The sequence below is a fragment of the Asticcacaulis sp. AC460 genome (genome assembly GCF_000495795.1).
GTDB lineage: Bacteria > Pseudomonadota > Alphaproteobacteria > Caulobacterales > Caulobacteraceae > Asticcacaulis.
On the sequence record NZ_AWGD01000015.1, the window covers coordinates 107,598 to 127,715 of the forward strand.

Annotated in this window: 19 protein-coding genes; 7 read left to right on the forward strand and 12 right to left on the reverse strand. The window is 63.5% G+C overall.

Going from position 1 to position 20,118, the window contains the following annotated elements:
* The first annotated feature begins 9 nt into the window (after positions 1-9).
* The 4 genes from mscL to trxA all read left to right on the forward strand — a co-directional run bounded on the left by mscL (position 10) and on the right by trxA (position 7,486).
* Entirely contained in the window at positions 10-423 is a 414-nt protein-coding gene (mscL, locus tag ABAC460_RS33265; protein ID WP_023452986.1) for a large-conductance mechanosensitive channel protein MscL, read from the forward strand.
* 187 nt (positions 424-610) lie between these two features.
* Positions 611-3,598 carry a double-strand break repair protein AddB gene (gene addB, locus ABAC460_RS33270; protein ID WP_031236639.1) on the forward strand — a complete coding sequence of 996 codons (2,988 nt, stop codon included), beginning with the start codon at positions 611-613 and terminating at the stop codon, positions 3,596-3,598.
* Complete coding sequence (gene addA / locus ABAC460_RS33275; protein ID WP_023452988.1) at positions 3,595-7,095, forward strand: double-strand break repair helicase AddA; 3,501 nt, start codon at positions 3,595-3,597, stop codon at positions 7,093-7,095. Before addB ends, addA begins: the two co-directional genes overlap by 4 nt.
* 64 nt (positions 7,096-7,159) lie before the next feature.
* Positions 7,160-7,486, forward strand: a complete 327-nt coding sequence (trxA, locus tag ABAC460_RS33280; RefSeq protein ID WP_031236640.1) for a thioredoxin — start codon at positions 7,160-7,162, stop codon at positions 7,484-7,486.
* On the opposite strand, the gene ABAC460_RS33285 is transcribed toward trxA, so the two are convergent.
* The 8 genes from ABAC460_RS33285 to ABAC460_RS0124395 all read right to left on the reverse strand — a co-directional run bounded on the left by ABAC460_RS33285 (position 7,483) and on the right by ABAC460_RS0124395 (position 13,840).
* Positions 7,483-8,781: a bifunctional folylpolyglutamate synthase/dihydrofolate synthase gene (locus ABAC460_RS33285; RefSeq protein ID WP_023452990.1), complete on the reverse strand. Its 1,299-nt coding sequence runs from the start codon at positions 8,779-8,781 to the stop codon at positions 7,483-7,485. The genes trxA and ABAC460_RS33285 overlap by 4 nt on opposite strands.
* An 18-nt stretch (positions 8,782-8,799) precedes the next feature.
* Positions 8,800-9,153 (reverse strand): hypothetical protein, encoded by a 354-nt coding sequence (locus tag ABAC460_RS33290; protein ID WP_023452991.1) that lies wholly within the window; start codon positions 9,151-9,153, stop codon positions 8,800-8,802.
* Positions 9,154-9,237: 84 nt separating this feature from the next.
* The gene (locus ABAC460_RS33295; protein ID WP_023452992.1) at positions 9,238-9,663 is read right to left on the reverse strand and encodes a hypothetical protein; all 426 of its coding nucleotides are present in this window, start codon (positions 9,661-9,663) and stop codon (positions 9,238-9,240) included.
* Positions 9,663-10,082 (reverse strand): hypothetical protein, encoded by a 420-nt coding sequence (locus tag ABAC460_RS33300; RefSeq protein WP_023452993.1) that lies wholly within the window; start codon positions 10,080-10,082, stop codon positions 9,663-9,665. The genes ABAC460_RS33295 and ABAC460_RS33300 overlap by 1 nt, the downstream gene beginning before the upstream one ends.
* A gap of 18 nt (positions 10,083-10,100) precedes the next feature.
* On the reverse strand, positions 10,101-11,030 hold the full coding sequence (locus ABAC460_RS33305; RefSeq protein ID WP_031236643.1) for an acetyl-CoA carboxylase carboxyltransferase subunit beta: 930 nt from the start codon (positions 11,028-11,030) through the stop codon (positions 10,101-10,103).
* A gap of 16 nt (positions 11,031-11,046) precedes the next feature.
* A complete protein-coding gene (gene trpA, locus ABAC460_RS33310) occupies positions 11,047-11,862 on the reverse strand; it encodes a tryptophan synthase subunit alpha (protein ID WP_023452995.1) in 816 nt (271 codons plus the stop codon).
* Complete coding sequence (gene trpB, locus ABAC460_RS33315) at positions 11,859-13,085, reverse strand: tryptophan synthase subunit beta (RefSeq protein WP_023452996.1); 1,227 nt, start codon at positions 13,083-13,085, stop codon at positions 11,859-11,861. Before trpB ends, trpA begins: the two co-directional genes overlap by 4 nt.
* Positions 13,086-13,189: 104 nt before the next feature.
* Positions 13,190-13,840, reverse strand: coding sequence for a phosphoribosylanthranilate isomerase (locus ABAC460_RS0124395; RefSeq protein ID WP_031236644.1), 651 nt, complete (start codon positions 13,838-13,840; stop codon positions 13,190-13,192).
* 122 nt (positions 13,841-13,962) lie between these two features.
* Here ABAC460_RS0124395 and ABAC460_RS33320 point away from each other — a divergent pair, with 122 nt between their 5' ends.
* Positions 13,963-14,916, forward strand: a complete 954-nt coding sequence (locus ABAC460_RS33320; protein ID WP_023452998.1) for a glucokinase — start codon at positions 13,963-13,965, stop codon at positions 14,914-14,916.
* A 22-nt stretch (positions 14,917-14,938) separates the two neighbouring features.
* Positions 14,939-15,886 (forward strand): glucokinase, encoded by a 948-nt coding sequence (locus tag ABAC460_RS33325; protein WP_023452999.1) that lies wholly within the window; start codon positions 14,939-14,941, stop codon positions 15,884-15,886.
* 5 nt (positions 15,887-15,891) lie between these two features.
* Here ABAC460_RS33325 and murU read toward each other — a convergent pair whose 3' ends face one another.
* The 4 genes from murU to ABAC460_RS33345 are packed head-to-tail and all read right to left on the reverse strand — an operon-like array spanning position 15,892 to position 18,976.
* Positions 15,892-16,608: an N-acetylmuramate alpha-1-phosphate uridylyltransferase MurU gene (gene murU / locus ABAC460_RS33330; RefSeq protein ID WP_023453000.1), complete on the reverse strand. Its 717-nt coding sequence runs from the start codon at positions 16,606-16,608 to the stop codon at positions 15,892-15,894.
* Positions 16,605-17,711, reverse strand: a complete 1,107-nt coding sequence (gene amgK / locus ABAC460_RS33335) for an N-acetylmuramate/N-acetylglucosamine kinase AmgK (protein WP_023453001.1) — start codon at positions 17,709-17,711, stop codon at positions 16,605-16,607. Before amgK ends, murU begins: the two co-directional genes overlap by 4 nt.
* A gap of 1 nt (position 17,712) precedes the next feature.
* Positions 17,713-18,162, reverse strand: a complete 450-nt coding sequence (gene tsaE / locus ABAC460_RS33340; protein WP_031236645.1) for a tRNA (adenosine(37)-N6)-threonylcarbamoyltransferase complex ATPase subunit type 1 TsaE — start codon at positions 18,160-18,162, stop codon at positions 17,713-17,715.
* Positions 18,155-18,976, reverse strand: coding sequence for a GNAT family N-acetyltransferase (locus ABAC460_RS33345; RefSeq protein WP_023453003.1), 822 nt, complete (start codon positions 18,974-18,976; stop codon positions 18,155-18,157). The genes tsaE and ABAC460_RS33345 overlap by 8 nt, the downstream gene beginning before the upstream one ends.
* A 356-nt stretch (positions 18,977-19,332) precedes the next feature.
* Here ABAC460_RS33345 and ABAC460_RS0124400 point away from each other — a divergent pair, with 356 nt between their 5' ends.
* Positions 19,333-20,109 (forward strand): hypothetical protein, encoded by a 777-nt coding sequence (locus ABAC460_RS0124400; RefSeq protein WP_155914612.1) that lies wholly within the window; start codon positions 19,333-19,335, stop codon positions 20,107-20,109.
* The last annotated feature ends 9 nt before the right edge of the window (positions 20,110-20,118 follow it).

Below are 20,118 nucleotides of genomic sequence, written 5' to 3' on the forward strand. Positions count from 1 at the left end.
GCGGCGGCCATGAGCATCGTTTCCGAATTCAAGACCTTCATGCTTCGCGGCAATGTCATCGACCTGGCGGTCGGTGTTGTCATCGGCGCGGCCTTCGGCAAGATCGTGACCTCCCTGGTCGAAAACATCATCATGCCGCCGATCGGCGTGGTCACCGGCGGGGTCGACTTTTCCGACCTGAAATGGGTCATGGTCCCGGCCAATGCCGCCACGGGCGCGGCCGAAGCGGCCATCTCCTACGGCCTGTTTATCAATACCCTGATCCAGTTCCTGATCGTCGGCACGGCCATCTTCCTGGTGGTCAAGGCGATCAACAAGCTGATGCCCCCGCCGCCTGCGGCCGACCCCGCCCCTGCCGGCCCGTCGCAGGAAGAACTGCTGGCCCAGATTCTGGCCGAACTGAAGAAAAAGAACGCGGGGTAAAACCCCTCTCCCCGCGTGCGGGGAGAGGTTAGGGTGAGGGGCATACGGACCTTTCCGTGTCTCGACATCATCCTACAAGCCCCTCACCCGATCGCCTTCACTTCGTTTGGCTCTCGTCCTCTCCCCTCAGGGAGGGGAGAGGGAAAAAGGGGTGCATCCCGCGCCCGACTCACCCCATTTTGTCGCCATGAGCGATGATCTCTTCGCACCGTCACCGGACCCGCGCTGGTTCACCATTCCGTCGGGACGTCCGTTCCTCGACGACCTGGCGCGTGGCCTGTGCCGAGCCCTGGGCAAATCCCTCCCCGAAGCCCAGATCCTTACCCCCACCCGCCGCGGCGCCCGCGCCATGGCCCGCGCCTTTTCCGCCCAGACCCGCGGCGGCGCGCTCCTCTTGCCCCAGATCCGCGCTATCGGCGACCTCGACGAAGGCGAACCACCCTTCGACCTGGAAGCCCTGGGGCTGGATTTGCCCTCCGCCATCTCGTCCCTGCGCCGCCGCTTCGAACTGGCCCGCCTGATCACCGACCACTACAAGAGCGATATCTCCGGCAAGACCGCGCTGGAACTGGCCGACAGCCTCGCCAAGTTTTTCGACTCCCTCGCCCTGGAAGAGGTAGATGCCACCGACCGCCTCCATAGCCTGGTCACCGGCCAGGGCGCAGACCAGTACAGCCTGGGTAGCTGGGCGCAGCACTGGCAGGTGTCGGCGCAATTCCTGGCCATCGCCGTCAATGCCTGGCCCAAGCGCCTTGACGAACTGGGCATGATGGACCCGTCCCAGCGCCAGGTGACCCTGATTCGACGGCTGATTGATCAGTGGACGGAGCATCCGCCCAAAACGCCCCTGATTCTGGCCGGCACCACCGGTTCGGCGCCATCCACGGCCGACCTGGCCAAGGTCGTCGCTGCGGCCTCCATAGGCGCCGTGGTTCTGCCCGGCCTCGACCTGTCCCTGGCCGACGACGCTTGGGACCAGATAGAGGATTCCCACCCCCAGGCCACCATGAAACGCATGCTGGACCGCCATCATGTCGCTCGCGCCACCGTCCGTGTTTGGCCGGTGTCGCTGGAGGAGGATCGCCGCAAGGCCAATGCCCGCCGCCGGTTGCTCAACGAAGCCCTGCGTCCGGCCGAAGCCACCAAGGACTGGCGCGAGCAGATCGCCGCCCTGCGCGCCGAAGACGACGACGCCATCAACGACGGCCTGGATGGGCTGACCGAGATCAGCGCCGCCCGCGACGAGGAGGCCGCCACCGTCATCGCCCTGTTGATGCGCGAAACCCTGGAAACCCCCGGCAAGACCGTCGCCCTGGTCACGCCCGACCAGACCCTGGCGCGGCGGGTATCGGCGCGGCTGACACGATGGGGCCTGCAGGCCGACTCATCGGCCGGCGAACCGCTGGCCAACAGTCAGACCGGCCGCTTCCTGCTGGACCTGCTGACCCTGTTGCAGACCCCGTGCGACCCGGTCGCCATCCTGTCGCTGTGGGGTCATCCGGCCTGCCTCTATGCCGAAGACCCCGGCCGCACAGCCGTCGAACTGTACGGCCTGCGCGGGGCCAAGCCCAACGACATGGCGTCAGTGCGCGCCGCCCTGGTGGAGCGCGACAAGGACACGGACCTGTGGGACCGCTACGCCGCGGCCATCCTGCCGGTCGCCGAGATGCCCGTATCCGACCTGGGCGAGGCCGCCACCCGCATCACCCGCCTGGCCGAGGCCTTGAGTCTTGATGATGGCCAGGCCTTGTGGACGGGGGCTACCGGTGGCAGCGCCGCCGAGCTTCTGGCCGGGCTGATCCGCGAAGGTGCCGGCTACACGGTCGAATCCTTACGCGATGTCGCCGACATCCTCGGTCAGCTGATCCGCAACTGCAAGGTCCGCACCGGCGGCAATACCCATCCGCGCCTGCTGATCCTGGGGGCCATCGAAGCCCGCATGGTCACCGCCGACCGGCTGATCCTGGCCGGGCTGGAAGAAGGCGTGTGGCCCCAGGCGCCCGATCTCGACCCCTTCCTGTCGCGGCCGATGCGCGCGGCGCTGGGCCTGCCGTCGCCGGAGCGGCGCACCGGTTTGTCGGCGCATGACTTCGTCCAGGCGGCCTCGGCGCCGGAAACCTTCCTGGTCACCCGCCATCGCCGTGAAGGCGAACCCCAGGTGCAGTCGCGCTGGCTGTGGCGGTTGCAGACCCTGTGCGCCGGCGCCAAGGTCGATATCCCCAGGGACGGCAAGTGGCTGGATTGGGCCCGCGCGCTGGATCGCGGCCTGAGCGACAAGCCGCCGGCATTGAAACCTGCTGTCCGCCCCAACCCGAAGCCGCCAGTCGCGGCCCGGCCGAAGCAGTTGTCGGTCACGGAGGTCGAAGTCTTCGTCCGCGACCCCTACGCCATCTATGCCAAGCACGTCCTGCGACTGCGCCCGCTGGACCGACCGAACGAGCCCGTCGAAGGCCGCCAGCGCGGCACCGCCATCCACAAGAGCCTGGAGCGCTTCGTCACCGAGGACACCCCGCTCGGCAAGGCCGGTATCGACCGGTTATGCGACCTGCTGCACGAGGAGCTGGCCGCGACACGCCTGTCGCCAGCCCAGATGGCAATGCAAAAACCGTTGCTGCCCGGCATGGCGGCCGACTTCATCCGGTTCGAAGCCGATCGCCGCGCCCACCGCCCGAAGCTGCACATCGAACAACGCGGTGAACTGAAGATCGGCGACTTCACTCTGGTCGCCAAGGCGGACCGCATAGAACTGCGCGATGATGGCGTCGATATCCTCGACTTCAAGACCGGCGCCGCACCTTCGGCCAAGGCCGTGGCGGCCGGCTTCTATCCACAGCTGACCCTGACGGCGGCCATTCTGAAACAGGGCGGATTCGCCGATATCCGCGCCGATAGGCCGCTGGGTGACCTGCTCTATGTGCGGGTCTCGCCGGACGTCACCAGGCCGCAGTCCGCCGTGCAGAAGGGGCTGTTCGCCCACGACCTGGCTGATACGGCGCTCAACAGCCTGCGCCGCCGGATCTTTGCCTATGCCGAGGCCGACAAGGGCTACCTGTCGTGGATAGCACCGCAGTTCCTCAAGACCCGCGCCGGCGATTACGACCAGCTGGCGCGACTATATGAATGGTATGTTCTGGGTACGGAAGACGCCGAAGACACGGCGGAGGAAGAAGCATGAACGCCCGTCCGCAAAATCCTCAAAACATCGCCGCCGACCCCAAGGCGTCATGTTTTCTGACCGCCAATGCCGGATCAGGCAAGACCTCCACCCTGGTCAACCGTGTGGCGCGCCTGCTGCTCAGCCGCGCCGACCCGGAACACATTCTGTGCGTCACCTACACCAAGGCCGCCGCCGCCGAAATGCAGGACCGTCTGTTCCAGCAACTGGGCGGTTGGGCCGTTGCCGATGACGACCAACTTATCGCCGACCTGGAACGGATCGGTGAGGCGACCCACGATTTGCCGCGCGCCCGTGCCCTGTTCGCCAAGGCGCTGGAGACACCCGGCGGGCTGAAGATCCAGACCATCCACGCCTTCTGCGAAAAGCTGTTGCGGCGGTTTCCTCTGGAAGCCCGCCTGTCTCCGGCCTTCAAGGTTCTGGACGACCTCGTCGGCGAAGACCTGGCGGAAGCCGCCACCACCGCCGTCCTGACCCTGGACGCGCCCGGTCTCGAAGCTGTCGCCGAGGCGCGCGACCGTTTGATCCGTAAGCTGAAGGTCATGGGCTTCGAGAAGCTGCTGGGTCAATTCATCCACCAGCACGACGCCCTGCAGGAGCGTTTCGAACATCTCGTCCATCGCTCCGAAGACTGGCAGACTGGCCTGTTTCACAGCTTGGGTCTAGATGGCGTCTGCACTTCGCAAGAGTGTCTCGACGCCTATGCCGACACGCTGGAATGGCATCTTCTGGAGGATCTGGGTCAGACGCTGCTGAACGGCACCACCGCCACAAACCAGAAGGCCGGTCAGGCCTTTCTGGACCTGTATGAAAGCAAGATTTCCGGCCGGCCGTTCGATTTCGAAGAGATCAAAGGCATCTTCCTGACCAAGGACGGATCGCCGCGTAAGAACGTCTACACCAAGGGCACCGCGCCGGCAGATGCACGCTATCTCGACCGCATGGCCGAAGAGGTCATCGCCCTGGCCGACCGGCTGAGGGCCGTGGACATCGCCGGCAACACGCTGGACGCCCTGCGGCTGTTCCAGATTTTCAGCGCCGTCTACCAGCGCGAAAAAGCCGGTGAAGGCGCGCTCGATTTCACCGACCTGATCAACCGCACCAAGGACCTGCTGCGCGACCCCGTCCAGGCGGCGTGGGTTCTGTACAAGCTGGACGGCGGGCTGGATCACATCCTGGTCGACGAAGCCCAGGACACGTCGGAAGAACAGTGGATCATTGTCGATGCCCTGTCGTCGGACTTTTTCTCCGGCGAAGGCGTCACCCGAACGATCCGCACCTTGTTTGCGGTTGGTGACGAGAAACAGTCGATCTACGGCTTCCAGGGCGCCGACCCGCGCGAATTCCTCAAGGCCCGCGCCCAGATCAGCCAGCGCGCCCATGACGGCGGCGCCAATCTGGTCGAGCCGGAACTGATCGATTCGTGGCGTTCACTGCCGGAAATCCTGGGCTTTGTCGATGCGGTGTTCGCGGACGGCGATGTCCAGCACGCGCTGAACTTTTCATCCGGCGCCATCCACCATATCGCCCGGCGTGGCGATGCTTCCGGCGTGGTCGAGCTGTGGCCCATGGTCCGGCCGATGGCGGCGGTCGAGACCACGGCGGACGATGACGATGAACAGGCCGCGTTGGACGATCCCGGCCGCAATCCGCCATCCAAGCGCCTAGCCAAACAGATCGCCGCCACCATCCGATCGGAGATTGCCGCAGGCCGCACCATCTACGACAAGGCCCTGAAGCGCCGCCGCACGGTTCATGCCGGTGACGTCCTGATCCTGGTGCGCAAACGCGACCACCTGTTCGAGCACATCATCCGTGAACTGAAGATCGCTGGCGTTGCCGTTTCCGGCGCCGACCGGCTTAAGCTGGGCGACCATATCGCCTTTCAGGACCTGCGCGCCCTGCTGCGGGTGTGCCTGCAGCCAATGGATGCCCTGTCGCTGGCCTGCGTGCTGCGGTCGCCCCTGTGCGACCTGTCGGAAAGCGACTTGTTCGAACTGGCCCATCACCGCGAAGGCAACCTGTGGTCGGCTTTGCTGAAACATCCGGCGACCGAAGGTCCGATCGACGCCGCCCGCGTCTTCCTGCTGTGGGCGCAGGAAACGGCGTGGCGACTAACCGCCTTCGACTTTCTGGCGCGCGTGCTGAACCGGCGCGACTTCGCCGGCCGCAGCTTCCGCCAGCGTTTCCTGACGCGCTTGGGCGACGAATGCGAAGACGTGCTCGACGAGACCCTGGCCCTGGCGCTGAAAGGTGAAGGCGCCGGAGCGGCGGGTCTGAGCGCCTGTCTCGACCTGTTCGAATTCCAGGCGTCGCAGATCAAGCGCGAACAGGAGGAGGGCGGCCACGCCGTCCGAGTGATGACGGTGCACGGCTCCAAAGGACTGGAGGCGCCATGGGTTATCGTGCCGGTCGGGCCGCAATACGGAGCGCGCAAGGAGGATCTGATCCTGACCGGCGAAGACGGCCAGATGTATCTTTGCGCCGGCGGCAAAAAGGCCGATACGGCAGTGACCGGCGATATCCGCGACCAACGCGCTTTGCGCGACGAGCAGGAATCCCTGCGGCTGTTCTATGTCGCCCTGACCCGGGCACGCGACCGTCTGACGGTGTGCGCCTATACGGGCACCAAACCGGCCGCGACCGGCAACTTCCCTTCATGGTACGATCTCGCGTCGGATGCTTTCGATCGATTGGAAACAACCTCTCACCCTATGACCCTGGTGAATCCGTTCGACGATGGCGAAATCCATGACGAGGCTCAGGTGCGCGTCTTCGGCGAGCACAGCGAGGCCCTGACCGCCGAAGCGCGCCTGCACGAACCCGAAGTGCCCCTGCCCGACTTCGCCCTGGCTATGGTCACCCATGACGATATCGAGACCGAACGCTGGGCGGCCATTTCGCAGATGGGCGACGAGGATCGCACCGAGAGCGAAACCGCGCCGTCTCCGTTGCAGACCATCGGCAGTCTTGGGCGGTACCGGCGCGGCAACCTGATCCACAAGCTGTTCGAAATCCTGCCGGATATCGCACCGGACAACCGCATCGCCGTTGCCGGCCGCTATCTGGGCCGACAGGCTGACCTGACCGACGCTCAGCGCGAGGAGATGACCGGCGCCGTCATGGCGGTACTGACCGATGCCCGCTTTGCCGAGGCCTTCGGTCCGCAGTCGCGGCCGGAAATCGCCTTGGCCGGACAGGTCGGCGTCAATCCGCGTGGCGAGGCCATCATGTTGTCGGGGCGGATCGACCGGCTGGTGATCACCGACGACCGTGTGGTGATCATCGACTACAAGTCCAACCGCCCGGCCCCCGACCGCGCCGAAGATGCCGCCGTGGCCTATCAGCGCCAGATGGCGGGCTATGTCGCTTTGCTGCGTCAAGTCTACCCGGACCGGGCGGTCGAGGCGGCTTTGTTGTGGACCGACGGCCCGCGCCTGACGCCAATGTCCGAGACATTAGTCCAGCTTAGGTTGGACGAGATTCTTTCTCGCTGACCTCCGCGTTGATTTCATATGCAACACCTCCTACATTCCGGGCAAAGTTCGAAAGGAGCCAATGATGGCGACGCATAAGATTACCGACGAAAGCTTTGAAGCCGACGTTCTGAAGTCGAGCACCCCGGTGCTGGTGGATTTCTGGGCCGAATGGTGCGGTCCCTGTAAGCAGATCGCGCCGATCCTGGAAGAGGTGGCGGAAGGCCTGGGCGACAAGGTCAAGATCGCCAAGCTGAACATCGAGGACAGCCCGATGACGCCGTCGCGTTTCGGCGTGCGCGGTATTCCGACCATGATCCTGTTCAAGGACGGCCAGATGACCTCGATGAAGGTCGGCGCCCTGCCTAAGGCCAAGCTATTGGAATGGCTAAGCGAATCCGGCGTTTCCTAAGTCGGCCAAGTCGCTTCGGAAGCGGCTAGTACGTCACCGGCCAGGTATAGCGAGCCGCAGATCAAAACGCGGCAAGGCTCATTGGGCAAGGATTTTATAACCTGTAAAGGGCTCTCGGCCGCATAGGCCCTGAGCCCTTTTGCTTGCGCTGCCAGCGCCAGCACGTCCGGCGCAATCACCGCCTCGCTGGAAAAGCCAACACAAGCCACATCCGCCTCCACCCCGGCAAAGGCGCCAAAAAATTCACCGGCATCCTTGGTATTGATCAGCCCGCAGATCAGATATAGCGGCTTGGCGTCGCGCGCCTGCATCCGGTCGATAAAGTCGCGCAAAGCCCGGGCCGCATGGGGATTATGCCCGCCATCCAGCCACAGGTCCGACCCCGCCGGCAGCACTTCAAACAACGGCCCGGCTTTCAAGGCCTGCAGCCGCCCCGGCCACACCGCCGTCTGTAGCCCCTTATCTATCGCTTCCGGCGACCAGCCCAGCAGCCGCGCCGCCTTGACGGCCACAGCCGCATTGCCGATCTGATGCTCACCCGGCAGACGCGGCAGGGACAGGTCCAGCAAGGCATCCTCGTCCTGAAACACCAGCCGGTCGCCTTCGCGCCAGGCGTCGAAACCTTCACCGGCAAACTCCAGCGACACATTCAACTTCAAAGCCTGCCGCTCAAGCGCGGCGCGGGCCTCATCGGCCTGACGCGCCGACACGGCCGGAGTACCGCGCTTGAAGATGCCGGCCTTCTCGCGGGCGATCTGCGACAGCTCCTCGCCGAGGAAATCCTTATGGTCGTAGTCGATCGGGCTGATCAGGGTCAGTTTCGGCCGGACCACGATATTGGTCGCGTCCAGGTTCCCGCCCAGCCCGGTTTCCAGCAGCAGCACATCCGCCGGGGTCTCCGAGAAGGCCAGGAACGCCGCCGCCGTCGTGGCTTCGAAGAAGGTCAGTGGCTCGCCGCCATTGGCCTTTTCGACACGGTCCAGCACATCGGCCAGCGCATCATCCGTGATCAGACGACCGGCCAGACGGATGCGCTCGGCAAAGCGCACCAAGTGAGGCGACGTATAGACGTGAACGCGCACCCCTTGGGCTTCGGCCATGGCGCGCAAAAGGGCCAGAGTCGACCCCTTGCCATTGGTGCCGGCGACATGGACCACCGGTGGCAGCCGGTCCTGCGGATTGCCAAGCGCCGCGCAGACCCGCAGCATCCGGTCGAGATTGAGGTCGATCCGTTTGGGATGCAGGGCTTTCAAGCGCTCCAGCGGCGCATCGAACGGCAGCAGGCGGTCGGTCATGGCGCCGGTTTAGGACGATTAGAAGTGCGTGTCGAGCGGGACGACGGCATCCTTGTCCGGCCGCCGGATCAGCCAGAAGATTGCCACGCACACGGCGGCCCATATGGCGAATCCGCCATCCATCCATAGCCGCGAGATAGAGCTTTCGACGTAGGTGACCAGTGAGCCCAAAAAATAACCCACGACTGCCGCCAATCCGACATAGTAGAACCAGGCAGGCCGCTTGAGCGCGCACAGGGCTGCGTGCGCGATTAAGACCAGCGGCGCCATGACGATAAAAACAAACAGGCCCAGGGTGGGAACTCCGGCGATAATCCCATCTACGGCTTCGCGATGGCCCAAGGCGATTTGAATGGCGGTGTAGGTTGCCATAGTGATGGCTGTCCCTAGCCATGCTCCGACCACCAGGCCGAGGACATTTCGAAATACCCGCTCTCCAACGAGTTTCATGCGACCTCAGAAGTGCGTATCGAGCGGGACGACGGCATCCTTGTCCGGCCGCCGGATCAACCAGGCGATCAGCGCACAACCGGCCGCCCAAAGCGTGTACAACGGGATGGTCTGCAACCGGTCGATGCCGCCCCCCATCACAAAACTGAAGAGGAAACCGCCAACCCCGCCCGACATCGCATAGACGACCGCTTCGCGCCGCTTCAAAGCGCTGAGAATAGCGTGGCCAACCAGGCCAACCGGGACCGCAAACATGGTGACCATGAGGGACCCGGCAATCAGCATAGAGGCGTAGCCTTCGTTCAGTTCGGGATCGGGACTTTCGTGCACCATTCCCGTGAACGGCAGGGCTATGGCCGTACTGACCACGGCGCCCACCAATAAGCCGGCCAGGCTTTTCAGAGCACGCGTCGCTTTGATCTGAATCGCCATCAGGCCTTTGCCTCTTCGTCTAAGTCCTTGTCCGGGCGGCGGATCAGCCAGAAAACGCTGCCCGCGATAAATCCGTTGAGGGCTGCTGCCGGCAGGTACAGAATCCCGATCATGGTCATGACCGAAATCAGACAACCGCCTAGGATCGGCGGCCCGACATGGGAGAGCCAGTCAGTCTCACCGCGCTTCTGCATGATGGCCTGATACGGTAAGCCGATGATCACCATGGCGGCGAAGGTGACGCCGGAAAGAACCGGCGCCAAACCCAGGGTAAAGAACCAGGAGTCGACCAGACGCTCCGGCCATGTATCTCTGGAAATCCAAACCACACTGAATGGGTATGTCGCCACAAACGTACCGACCGGTGCGGCCACCGCACAGGCGAACAGCGACAACAACAGTTTACGCGGTCTTACCATCGCCCCCCGGCTTCGAACTTAAGCCGCCTTGCGACGGCCGCCCATCAGCATCGACATCAGGGCGCCCAGCACTTCCGGCAGTTCCGAGCGCGGCACCACGCGGTCGACCATGCCCTTTTCGACCAGGTATTCCGAACGCTGGAAGCCTTCCGGCAGCTTTTCGCGGATGGTGGTTTCGATGACACGCGGACCGGCGAAACCGATCAAAGCGCCCGGTTCAGCCAGGTGGATATCGCCCAGCATGGCATAGGACGCCGTAACACCGCCCGTGGTCGGGTCGGTCAGGACGACGATATAGGGCAGCTGCGCCGCCTTGAGTTCCTGGATGGCCAGGGTGGTGCGCGCCATCTGCATCAGCGACAGGGCGCCTTCCTGCATACGGGCGCCGCCGGCGGCGGTATAGGCGACCATCGGGCATTTACGCGCCAGCGCTTCGCGGGCGGCGGCGATAAAGCCTTCGCCGGCGGCCATGCCCAGCGATCCGCCCATGAAGGCGAAGTCCTGGACCAGCACGACGCAGGGCGTGCCCTGGACCGTGCCGTAGCCGGCGGCCATGGTGTCCTGCTCGCCGGTGGCGGCACGCGCCGCCTTCAGACGCTCGGAATAGGGCTTACCGTCCGAAAAATGCAGCGGATCTTCGTGGACGCCGGGCAGCGGAATATCGGTCCACTTGCTGTCGTCGAAGGTGAATTTCATGCGCGCGTCAGGACCGATGCGCATATGGCGGCCCGAAGGCGTCACCCACATGGCCGCTTCCAGGTCCGACCGGTAGATCATGTCGCCGGTGTCGGGGTCCTTGACCCACAGATTTTCCGGCGTTTCACGCCGGCTGACGAACTTGGAGACGCCGGGGGCGATCTTGGCCAGCCAGCCTCCGCGTTCGCGACGATCGGCGGGCTTGGCGCCCCCCGGCAGTTTCGGACCCTTGGTCGTATCAGCCATAGCCATTACTATCTGCTACTCCTTAACGCGCCGAACGCACAGCCTGAGCCAAAATTGCGGCCTTTTCCAGCACTTTCGCTTTGCCGGCTTGCGAATCAGGTAAACTATTCTTGATTTCGTCAACAAGTGCTGAACCGACAACCGCGGCGTCAGCGATGCGGGCAACCTCGGCAGCGCGTTCGGCGGTGCGGATGCCGAAGCCCACCGCTACCGGCAATTGCGCCGCTTCCTGGACCTTGCGGACCTCATCACGGATGGCCTCGGCGTTGACTTCCTTCACGCCCGTCACCCCGGTCACGGAAACGTAATAGATAAATCCGCGCGTCCGCTTCACCAGGGTCTTGAGACGGTTTTCGTCGCTGGTCGGGGTGGCCAGGCGAATCAGTGCCAGATTCTCCGCGTCCAGTGCGTCGGTCAGGCCATCGGCTTCTTCCGGCGGGCAGTCGACGATGATCAGCCCGTCGGCGCCGACCTCCGCCATCTTGGCCGCCCAGGCCTCGTAGCCCATGGACTCGACGGGGTTCATATAGCCCATCAGGATGATCGGTGTCGTCTGGTCGTGTTCACGGAAGCGGCGGACCAGGTTGAAGACATCGGCGATCTTGGTGCCGTTCTTCAAAGCGCGTTCAGCAGCATGCTGAATGGTGGGCCCCTCCGCCATCGGATCGGAGAAGGGAAAACCCAGCTCGATCAGGTCGGCCCCGGCCGCGGGCAAGCCTTTCAGGATGTCCAGCGTGGTGTCCACGTCCGGATCTCCGGCCATGATATAGGCGATGAAGGCGGCACGGTTCTCGGTCTTCAGAGCCGCAAAGCGGGCGTCGATGCGGGAGACGGTCATGCTGAGATCCCTCCCATGCCCAGACGTTTGGAGACGGTGGCGATATCCTTGTCGCCGCGGCCCGAGAGGTTCAGCACAACAATGCCATCCTTACCGATCTCACGCGCCAGTTCGCCGACGCGGGCAATGGCGTGAGACGACTCCAGAGCCGGGATAATGCCCTCAAGCTTCGACGTGAGCTGGAAAGCTTCCAGCGCCTCGTCGTCCGTGGCCGTGATGTAACGCGCCCTGCCGGTCTTGAAGAGGTGGGCGTGTTCCGGGCCAATGCCAGGATAGTCGAGGCCGGCCGAAATCGAGTGGCCTTCCAGGATTTGGCCGTCGTCGTCCTGCAGCAGGTAGGTGCGGTTGCCGTGGAGCACGCCCGGGCGGCCGCCGTTCAGCGAAGCCGAGTGGCCGTTATAGACGTCCAGGCCGTGGCCCGCCGCTTCGACGCCGACGATCTGCACGCCTTCGTCGTCGATAAAGGGATGGAACATGCCGATGGCGTTGGAGCCACCGCCGATACAGGCGATGACGGCGTCAGGCAGGCGACCTTCCTGTTCCAGAATCTGCTCGCGCGTTTCCTTGCCGATGACCGTCTGGAAATCGCGGACCATCTCGGGATACGGGTGCATGCCAGCCGCAGTGCCGATCATGTAATAGGTGTCACTGACATTGGTCACCCAGTCCCGCAGCGCTTCGTTCAAAGCATCCTTCAAGGTGCCGTTGCCAGCCGTGACCGGGGTCACTTCGGCGCCCATCAGCTTCATGCGGAAGACGTTCGGCGCCTGACGCTCGACATCGGTCGCGCCCATATAAACCACCAGGGGAAGATCGAACTTGGCGCACACTGTGGCCGAAGCGACGCCGTGCTGGCCCGCCCCGGTTTCAGCTATGATCCGCGTCCGCCCCATGCGCCGGGCCAGCAGTATCTGGCCGATGCAGTTGTTGATCTTGTGCGCGCCGGTGTGGTTCAGCTCTTCGCGCTTGAAGTAGATCTTCGCACCACCGTAGTGGGCGGTCAGGCGTTCCGCCAGATACAGGGGCGATGGCCGACCGACGAAGTGCTTCAGGAGGCTGTGATATTCGGCCCAGAAGGTGGGATCGGTTTTGGCGCTTTGCCAGGCGGCGTTCAGCTCCAGCACCAGCGGCATCAGGGTCTCAGGCACATAGAGACCGCCGAATTCCCCGAACCGGCCCTTGGCATCCGGTTGGGAATAGGTGTTGGGACGCAGATCGCTCACTGCAAAGGATCCTTCTGAAGTCTTGCTGTTGGTGCCGCAACTACGTCCGGCTTGCTGATTCAGATCAAGCCAGACATGGATGCGGACGTTTTAAAGAAAGCGGGTTATAGCGACTTTACGGCTTTAAGGAAGCCGGAAATGAGTCGCTCATCCTTAACGCCCGGCGTCGATTCAACCCCTGAGGAGACATCCACCCCGGGCGCACCACTCAAACGGAGAGCCTCGGCGACATTATCGGGCGTCAGTCCCCCGGCCAGAAGCCACGGCTTGACTCCCGTCCAGGCGCGCATCAGCGGCCAGTCGAAGCTTAACCCCATACCGCCGGGCAGGACGGCGTCCTTCGGCGTTTTGGCGTCGAACAGCAGATAGTCGGCGACCTCGTCATATAGCTTGGCGGCAGCAATATCGTCGGCCGTCTCGACACTGATCGCCTTGATCACCGGCAGGCCGAACCGCGACCGGACTTCGGCCACCCGATCCGGCGTTTCATGACCGTGAAGCTGGATCAGGTCCGGCTGCGCCGACGCGGTCAAGGCTGTCAAAAGTTCATCGTCCGGATTAACCACGACGGCCGTCAGCGGTGTGGTCATACCATGGCAGCGAATCGCCTGCATCAGTTGCGTCATTGACGGTTGCGTCAAATGTCGTGGACTCTTCGCAAAGTGGATAAATCCAAGCAGGTCCGCGCCGCTCTTAACCGCCGCTTGAGCGGCCGAAAGCGTAGAAATACCGCATATTTTCGACAAAACCGTCATAATCGTAAGCTCTAGGTCAGACCTTTAGTAAAAATCAACAAATCGATTTTAATTTTGTCTGTTAACGAAGCCGGTGTGTGCAATGGCCGGCCCCTCATAAGCGTATCAATGGGCAGGATATCATGGGCGAATATGTGCTGCTGAGCGACATCAGCAACGGGATATGTCTCAAACTGGCCCTGGCCCGGCGGGGCGAACGCCCCGACAACACCCAGCAATTTCCGTGCGAAACCTGGGAGGATTTCCAGGCCTCGATCCGCTATTTCCTGAACCAGCATGACAATCCCCCACTGATGGGTGCGGCGATCTCGGCCGGCGGCTGGGAAGACCGCGGCAATATGGCTATGCCGAACCACCGGTTTTCGATCAACCGCGCCGAGGTGCGCGAATTCCTCAATATCCAGCGCCTGAACCTGGTCAATGACTGTGTCGCCAAGGCGCTGGCTATCCCGCGCCTGGAAAGCACCGAACGGCTCAAGATCTGCGGCGGCGACGCCCTGGAAGAACAGGTCATCGCCGTCATCAGCGCGCATCGTGGCCTGGGCCAGGCCGCCCTGGCGCCCGACGGCATGGGCAACTGGACCGCCATGCCCTGCGAAGGCGGGCATTCCGACCTGACCCCGGTCACGGACCTGGAATGGAAGGTGTGGAAGGTCCTGCACGAAAAGTACAAAGGCCATGTGTCGCGGGAACGGGTCGTCTCCATCCCCGGCCTGCGCGACCTCTGGCAGGCCCTGGCCAAGCTCGACGGCGAAGACGGCGGAATCGTCCCGGAATCTGAGCTGATCGTCGCCCGGTGCCGCACGGGTGACGCCCGCTGCCGCCAGGCGATCGATCTCAGCATGGGCTGGTTCGCCGCCTTCGCCTCCGACGTTGCCCTGATCCTGGGCGCCCGCGGCGGGGTCTACCTGGCCGGCGAACTGATGGACATGATCGGTGACCAGCTGAACGTCGACGCCTTCGTCGCCCGCTATGGCGACAAGGGCCGGCTAAGCAGCTATGTCAGCGAGATACCGGTCTATCTCGCCAAGGCCCGTGACCTCGAGGTCATCGGCCTGGCAACCCTGTTCGATTGAAGTCCCTCCAGGATATTTTGGCATGTCCGACTACGTCCTCCTGTGTGATTTCGCGATCGGCGCCGAGGTCGAAATGGCCCTGGCGCATCCGGGCTCGCGCCCGCCGGAGGCGACACCCTATTCCTGTCCCGACCGGGCGTCGTTCGACGATGCCATGATCGATTTTCTGACGCAGAACGGCCATCCACGTCTGAAGGGCGTGGCGATTTCGTCGCGCGGCTGGGAAAGCAAGGGCAAGCTGCAACTGCCTCAGGAGGGCATGTCAATCGTCCGGGACGATGTCCGCGCGCTTCTGGGCGTGCAACGGGTCAACCTGGTCAACAACTTCGTCGCCCGCGCCCTGGCCATTCCCCGGCTCAACAGTCACGAGGTCGAGAAGATCTGCGGCGAAGACGCCATCGACGAGCAGGTGATCGCCGTCCTGGGGCCCCACCATGGCCTTGGCCTCGCCGCCCTGGCGCCCGACGGCGCCGGTAGCTGGACCGCCATCCCCTGCGAAGGCGGACATTCGGACCTGCCGGCGACGTCCGAACGTGAGTGGCAGGTGCGCCAGGTCCTGGCCCGCCGCCATGGCCATGTCGCCCGCGAATTGGCCATCTCGCTGGACGGTCTGGTCCACGTCTGGAAGGCACTCAGCGAACTGGACGGCGACGAAGTGGTCCGCAAGTCGCCGGAAGAGATCGTCGCCCTGGCCAGCATAGGTGATGAACGCGCAAGCGAAGCGATCCGGATGAGCATGGGCTGGCTGGCGGCGATGGCATCGGATGTCGGCCTGATCCTGGGTGCGCGGGGTGGGATTTACCTGACGGGCGATTTGATGGACCTGATCGGCGACCTGTTCGATGCCGAGGTCTTCCGTCAACGCTATACCGCCAAGGGCCGGTTGAGCGGCTATGTTGCCGAGATTCCGGTGTTCAAGACCCTGGCGAACCAACTGGAAATCATTGGCTTGGCGACGCTGTTCGACTAAACCCTTTACCGGTCCCGAACGGCTAACCGACCCTCAGCGATATCGCGGGCAGCGGGATCGCCGACATGCATCCAGTCGCCATCCATCACGACTCCGGCGATTCGGCCTTTCGGCGCTAACTCCCGCCAGATCTTCGCCAGCGAAAATGCCGCCTCATCCACGCCATCGACGATCTGCGGTTTGGTGATGTGCACGCCCATATAGTTCAGCGGCGCAGACGAGGCCTCGCCACGGAAACGCAGCCGGTCACCATCCATGAAAAAGTCGCCGGCGCCGTCGAACCCCGTCGTTCGCTCCATCCGCGCCAGCAACAGCGCCGCGTCCATCTCGTCAGGATTCCAAAGGCTGCTCAGCGCCTTCAACGCCGCGCCGTCAATATCCTCCAGCCAGACACTATCGATATTGGCCGCCCAGATCGGATCCTCACCCAGCAGCGGCCGCGCCTTCTTCAGGCCCCCACCGGTTTCCAGCAGGGCCTCGCGCTCGTCCGAGATGACGATATCCAGATCGGTCCGCGCCTTCAGGTGGGCTTCCAGCCGGTCGGCAAAGGCATGGACATTGACAACGAAGTGCTTCGCGCCCGCCGCCGCCAAGCGGTCCAGCATGTGATCGATCAAAGCGCGGCCGCCGACCTCGACCAGGGCCTTGGGCCGGTCATTGGTCAGCGGGCGCATGCGGGTGCCTAAGCCCGCCGCCAGGATAAAGGCTGTCTCGGGAATCATGCTTTCAGCTTATCGCCGAAACCGTAGGCATGGAACCAATCTTTCAGCCCTTCCATGCCCGGCGCTTCGACATTGCGGCCGATATGGCGCCACATGCGCGGGATGAACTGCTCGTAGCGCGGCTTGTGGTAGTGCACGACCAGGCGCGCGAAGATGCCCAGGATCCGCGCCTCGTTCAGCGTCGCCAGGGCATTGTAATCGGCCATGAAGGCGTCGCGGTCGACGTGCGGGCGCAGACCGAAATAGTGGTCCAGCGCGGCCTTTTCCAGTTCCGGCGAGACATCGCGGCGAGCGTCCTGCAGCAGCGACAGCAGGTCCCACGACGGGTGGGCGCGCAGGGCGTCCTGGAAGTCGATCATCCCCACCCGGGCGACGCCCGAACGATCCGGCAACCACATCAGGTTTTCGGCATGGTAGTCACGATGCGCAAAGGCGGTCGCCCCGGCTTCGGCGCGTTTGCGTAACGGCGACCACAGGGCTTCCCACTCGGCCAGGGCCTGGTCCGAAAGCGCTTCTCCACCGGCATAGCGCGGGTACCATTCGGTGAACAAACCCGCGCCGGTCTTCAGCGCCAGATCGTCATAGGTCAGCAACGGCCAGCCCGGCGTGCCCAATTGTCCGGGCAGCACATCGGGCGGGGTCAATTCGTGCAACTGCGCCAGGGCCTCGATGGCCGCCATATACAGCGGCTGCTCGTCCTGACCCTTGGCGATCAGGGCGGCGAACAGGTCGTCACCCAGGTCTTCCGAAATCAGCAGGCCATTGGCGGCATCCAGCTCATAGCACTGCGGAGCCGACAGGCCCTGTGACCGCAAATAACCGGCCGCGGCGACAAAGGCGTCGATCCGCCCGGCCGCCAGGCGCGCCATGGCGTTATAGCCCGACTCGACACGGTCGGACGGGGTCTGCTCCGGCCGGCATGGCTGGGTTTCCAGCGCCGGCGGCTGATCCATCAGCATGTAGGATTGGCCGTCCTTGATGAGGCGCTCATAGCGGCGGGTCGAGGCATCGCCGGGCAGGGGCTGGCGCTCGGCATTGCCGAAGCCGGAATCGCTTAAAAACCGCTGCTTGATCGCCTCGCGGTCCGGTGTCGTCGCAGTCATACTAAACCTTGAAATTTCCACGCGGAACCAGATGCGCGATCCGGCCCGCAGAAGGATTGGTCTTATCGGCCAGTTCCAGCACGATGTCCAGCCGGTCGTCGTAGCCGAGATGCCCCAAGCGGTCGGGCCATTCGATCAGCAACACGGACGATGGCAGGGCGTCGTCCAGGCCCAGTTCGTAGGCCTCGTCCGGCGATTCCAGCCGGTACAGATCGAGATGCAGCAGGGTGAAGTCCGCCGCCTCATAGGACTGGATCAGGGTGAAGGTCGGCGACGGCACATCCTGGTCCGGATAGGTCAGGGCACGTATCAGGCCCCGCGCCAAGGACGATTTCCCCATGCCGAGCGCGCCGGTCAGGTAGACGACATCGCCGGCCTTCAATCCGGGTGCAATCGAAGCGCCCAACGCTGCCGTCGCGGCTTCGTCGGGGAGGTGTACAGTCTCAGCCATAGGCGGCATCCGGTGACCCCGCCAGGGTCTTTTCGACATAGGTTTTCAGCCCATCGGTATCGAAACCATCCGTGTCCGGATCAATCACCGGACCGACCGTCAAATCGAAGCGTTTACCCGCCTTGTTGAGCAGTTCGTGAAACAGGGTGATGTCGCGCAGTTCCTGGGAAAACTTATGAAACAAGTGGAACCAGAAGGAATTGGGCCCGGTCAGGTGGATCGGCACGATCGGGGCCTGGTATTTCTGCGCCAACGACACCGCCGTCGGCGCCCAGGGCGGGTCGACCAGCTCGCCTTGCGGATTGCGCCGCGCCAGCCGCCCGGCCGGGAACATCACCACGCAGCGTTCGGCTTCGAAAGCGGCCTTGGCGGCCGCAAAAGTCGCGCGGGTCTTTTCGCGCGTGCGCTTGGCTTCGACCCACTCGACCGGGATGATGGCCTCGCCGAAGCGCGGATTGACCCGCAGAACGTCGGCATTGGCAAAGAAGATCGCGTCGGGACGTATCCGCAGCAAGGCATCGTAAACCGCGATCCCGTCGGCAATGCCGGTGGGGTGATTGACCACCACCACGCATCGGCCCGAAGCCGGAATCCGTTCGATGTGACGGACCTGGACATCCAGCGACAGCAGGTCCGAGACATAGTCCAGCGCGCCGGCGCCCGACAGGTGCGCCACCGCATCGGCCGTATGGCGCGCCTTCGGATAGCCCAGAATGGCGTACAGCACCGGCTTGACCATCGGCCAGGCGAAGGACGCCACCAGACGTGGCGCCCGTTCGTAGATCAGTTCATCGATGATATGCAGCTTCGCCATACGTCCTTCGTCTGAACAGTTTTGCGCGTCTTGGCAAGTTTCACAGTTCGGTGCTAGTTTGGCGCCATGACCGACCCGGCCCCCAATCCATCCAGCGAAGACCGCCGCCGCCCCAAGGCGGTAATTCCCTATCTGGCGTTGTGGGTGATCAGTATTCTGTGTGTGATTTTTGCACTGTTCGCCATGTTAAATCGGGGTTGATGCGGTCCGCCATCACAAATTGATGGATTTTTTACATTAACCATTTGTAAATCTGTATGAATTTGCCGCAACATGGTTAAGCTAGGCGGATGGGGCTTTAGCGATTATAGTGTCGCGCATCGCGCAGGTCGGGCAGAAGCGCTTCGGGGGTTTGGATGAACAGGAAAGTCCTGTTGTGGCTGATGGCTTTGGTGGTGCTGATCCCGGCGATAATCGGGACCGGCTACTGGGTCTATTGGGACCAGTTCATCCGCTACGCCCCGGTGACCATCACCAGCGCCGAAGACCTGCCGCGCATTCAGAAGCTGCTGAACCAGGCCGACTACCTGACGCCGGGCGCCCAGGACAAGTCGATGTACCTGGTCACCTATCGCAGCTGCAAGACCTGCAATGACTATGAAGACAAGGAACTGCCCAAGTTCCAGGCGTCGAATATCGAGACCCGCATCGTCGTCTTCGCCCTTCCCGACCAGGCCGGCGCCATCCGCTCGACGCCGGAGGAACGTTCCACCATCGCCGAGCTGTGGCTGACGCGGAACTGGAACTTCTACAAGGCCTGGCACATGTCGACCGACGAAACCTGGACGGCCGAGGGCCTTCCGATCGCTGACGACAGCCTGGCCCGCACCGCCGTGGTCGGGGCCGGCCGCGGCTTCAACGACCAGATCAATGAACTGCTGCGCCGGAACAAGGTGACGGTCAGCTATCCGCTGCTGATCTGGCGCGACAAGAACAACCAGCTTCGCGTCTGCGGCTGCTCCAATGAAAAGGCCTGGCACTTCGTCCGCGAGGAAATGGGCGCCAAGGAAGCGCCGCCGGAAATCTTCGGTGTCGAGGTGCCGACCGAGCTCCTGCCCAAGTTCGGCAGCGAAGGCGCGACGTCGTCATCTGCCGCCGCGGGACCGCCGACCAAAGCGCCGGAAACCAAGTAATTCAGGAAT

Excerpts from the sequence above, each read along its gene's own strand:
- ABAC460_RS33295 (WP_023452992.1), bottom strand. The coding sequence starts at position 9,663 with ATGGCGATTCAGATCAAAGCGACGCGTGCTCTGAAAAGCCTGGCCGGC.
- trxA (WP_031236640.1), top strand. The coding sequence starts at position 7,160 with ATGGCGACGCATAAGATTACCGACGAAAGCTTTGAAGCCGACGTTCTG.
- trpA (WP_023452995.1), bottom strand. The coding sequence starts at position 11,862 with ATGACCGTCTCCCGCATCGACGCCCGCTTTGCGGCTCTGAAGACCGAG.
- ABAC460_RS33305 (WP_031236643.1), bottom strand. The coding sequence starts at position 11,030 with ATGGCTATGGCTGATACGACCAAGGGTCCGAAACTGCCGGGGGGCGCC.
- mscL (WP_023452986.1), top strand. The coding sequence starts at position 10 with ATGAGCATCGTTTCCGAATTCAAGACCTTCATGCTTCGCGGCAATGTC.
- ABAC460_RS33320 (WP_023452998.1), top strand. The coding sequence starts at position 13,963 with ATGGGCGAATATGTGCTGCTGAGCGACATCAGCAACGGGATATGTCTC.
- murU (WP_023453000.1), bottom strand. The coding sequence starts at position 16,608 with ATGATTCCCGAGACAGCCTTTATCCTGGCGGCGGGCTTAGGCACCCGC.
- tsaE (WP_031236645.1), bottom strand. The coding sequence starts at position 18,162 with ATGGCTGAGACTGTACACCTCCCCGACGAAGCCGCGACGGCAGCGTTG.
- ABAC460_RS33285 (WP_023452990.1), bottom strand. The coding sequence starts at position 8,781 with ATGACCGACCGCCTGCTGCCGTTCGATGCGCCGCTGGAGCGCTTGAAA.
- ABAC460_RS33325 (WP_023452999.1), top strand. The coding sequence starts at position 14,939 with ATGTCCGACTACGTCCTCCTGTGTGATTTCGCGATCGGCGCCGAGGTC.
- ABAC460_RS33300 (WP_023452993.1), bottom strand. The coding sequence starts at position 10,082 with ATGGTAAGACCGCGTAAACTGTTGTTGTCGCTGTTCGCCTGTGCGGTG.
- addA (WP_023452988.1), top strand. The coding sequence starts at position 3,595 with ATGAACGCCCGTCCGCAAAATCCTCAAAACATCGCCGCCGACCCCAAG.
- addB (WP_031236639.1), top strand. The coding sequence starts at position 611 with ATGAGCGATGATCTCTTCGCACCGTCACCGGACCCGCGCTGGTTCACC.
- amgK (WP_023453001.1), bottom strand. The coding sequence starts at position 17,711 with ATGACTGCGACGACACCGGACCGCGAGGCGATCAAGCAGCGGTTTTTA.
- ABAC460_RS33345 (WP_023453003.1), bottom strand. The coding sequence starts at position 18,976 with ATGGCGAAGCTGCATATCATCGATGAACTGATCTACGAACGGGCGCCA.
- ABAC460_RS33290 (WP_023452991.1), bottom strand. The coding sequence starts at position 9,153 with ATGGCAACCTACACCGCCATTCAAATCGCCTTGGGCCATCGCGAAGCC.
- ABAC460_RS0124395 (WP_031236644.1), bottom strand. The coding sequence starts at position 13,840 with ATGACGGTTTTGTCGAAAATATGCGGTATTTCTACGCTTTCGGCCGCT.
- ABAC460_RS0124400 (WP_155914612.1), top strand. The coding sequence starts at position 19,333 with ATGAACAGGAAAGTCCTGTTGTGGCTGATGGCTTTGGTGGTGCTGATC.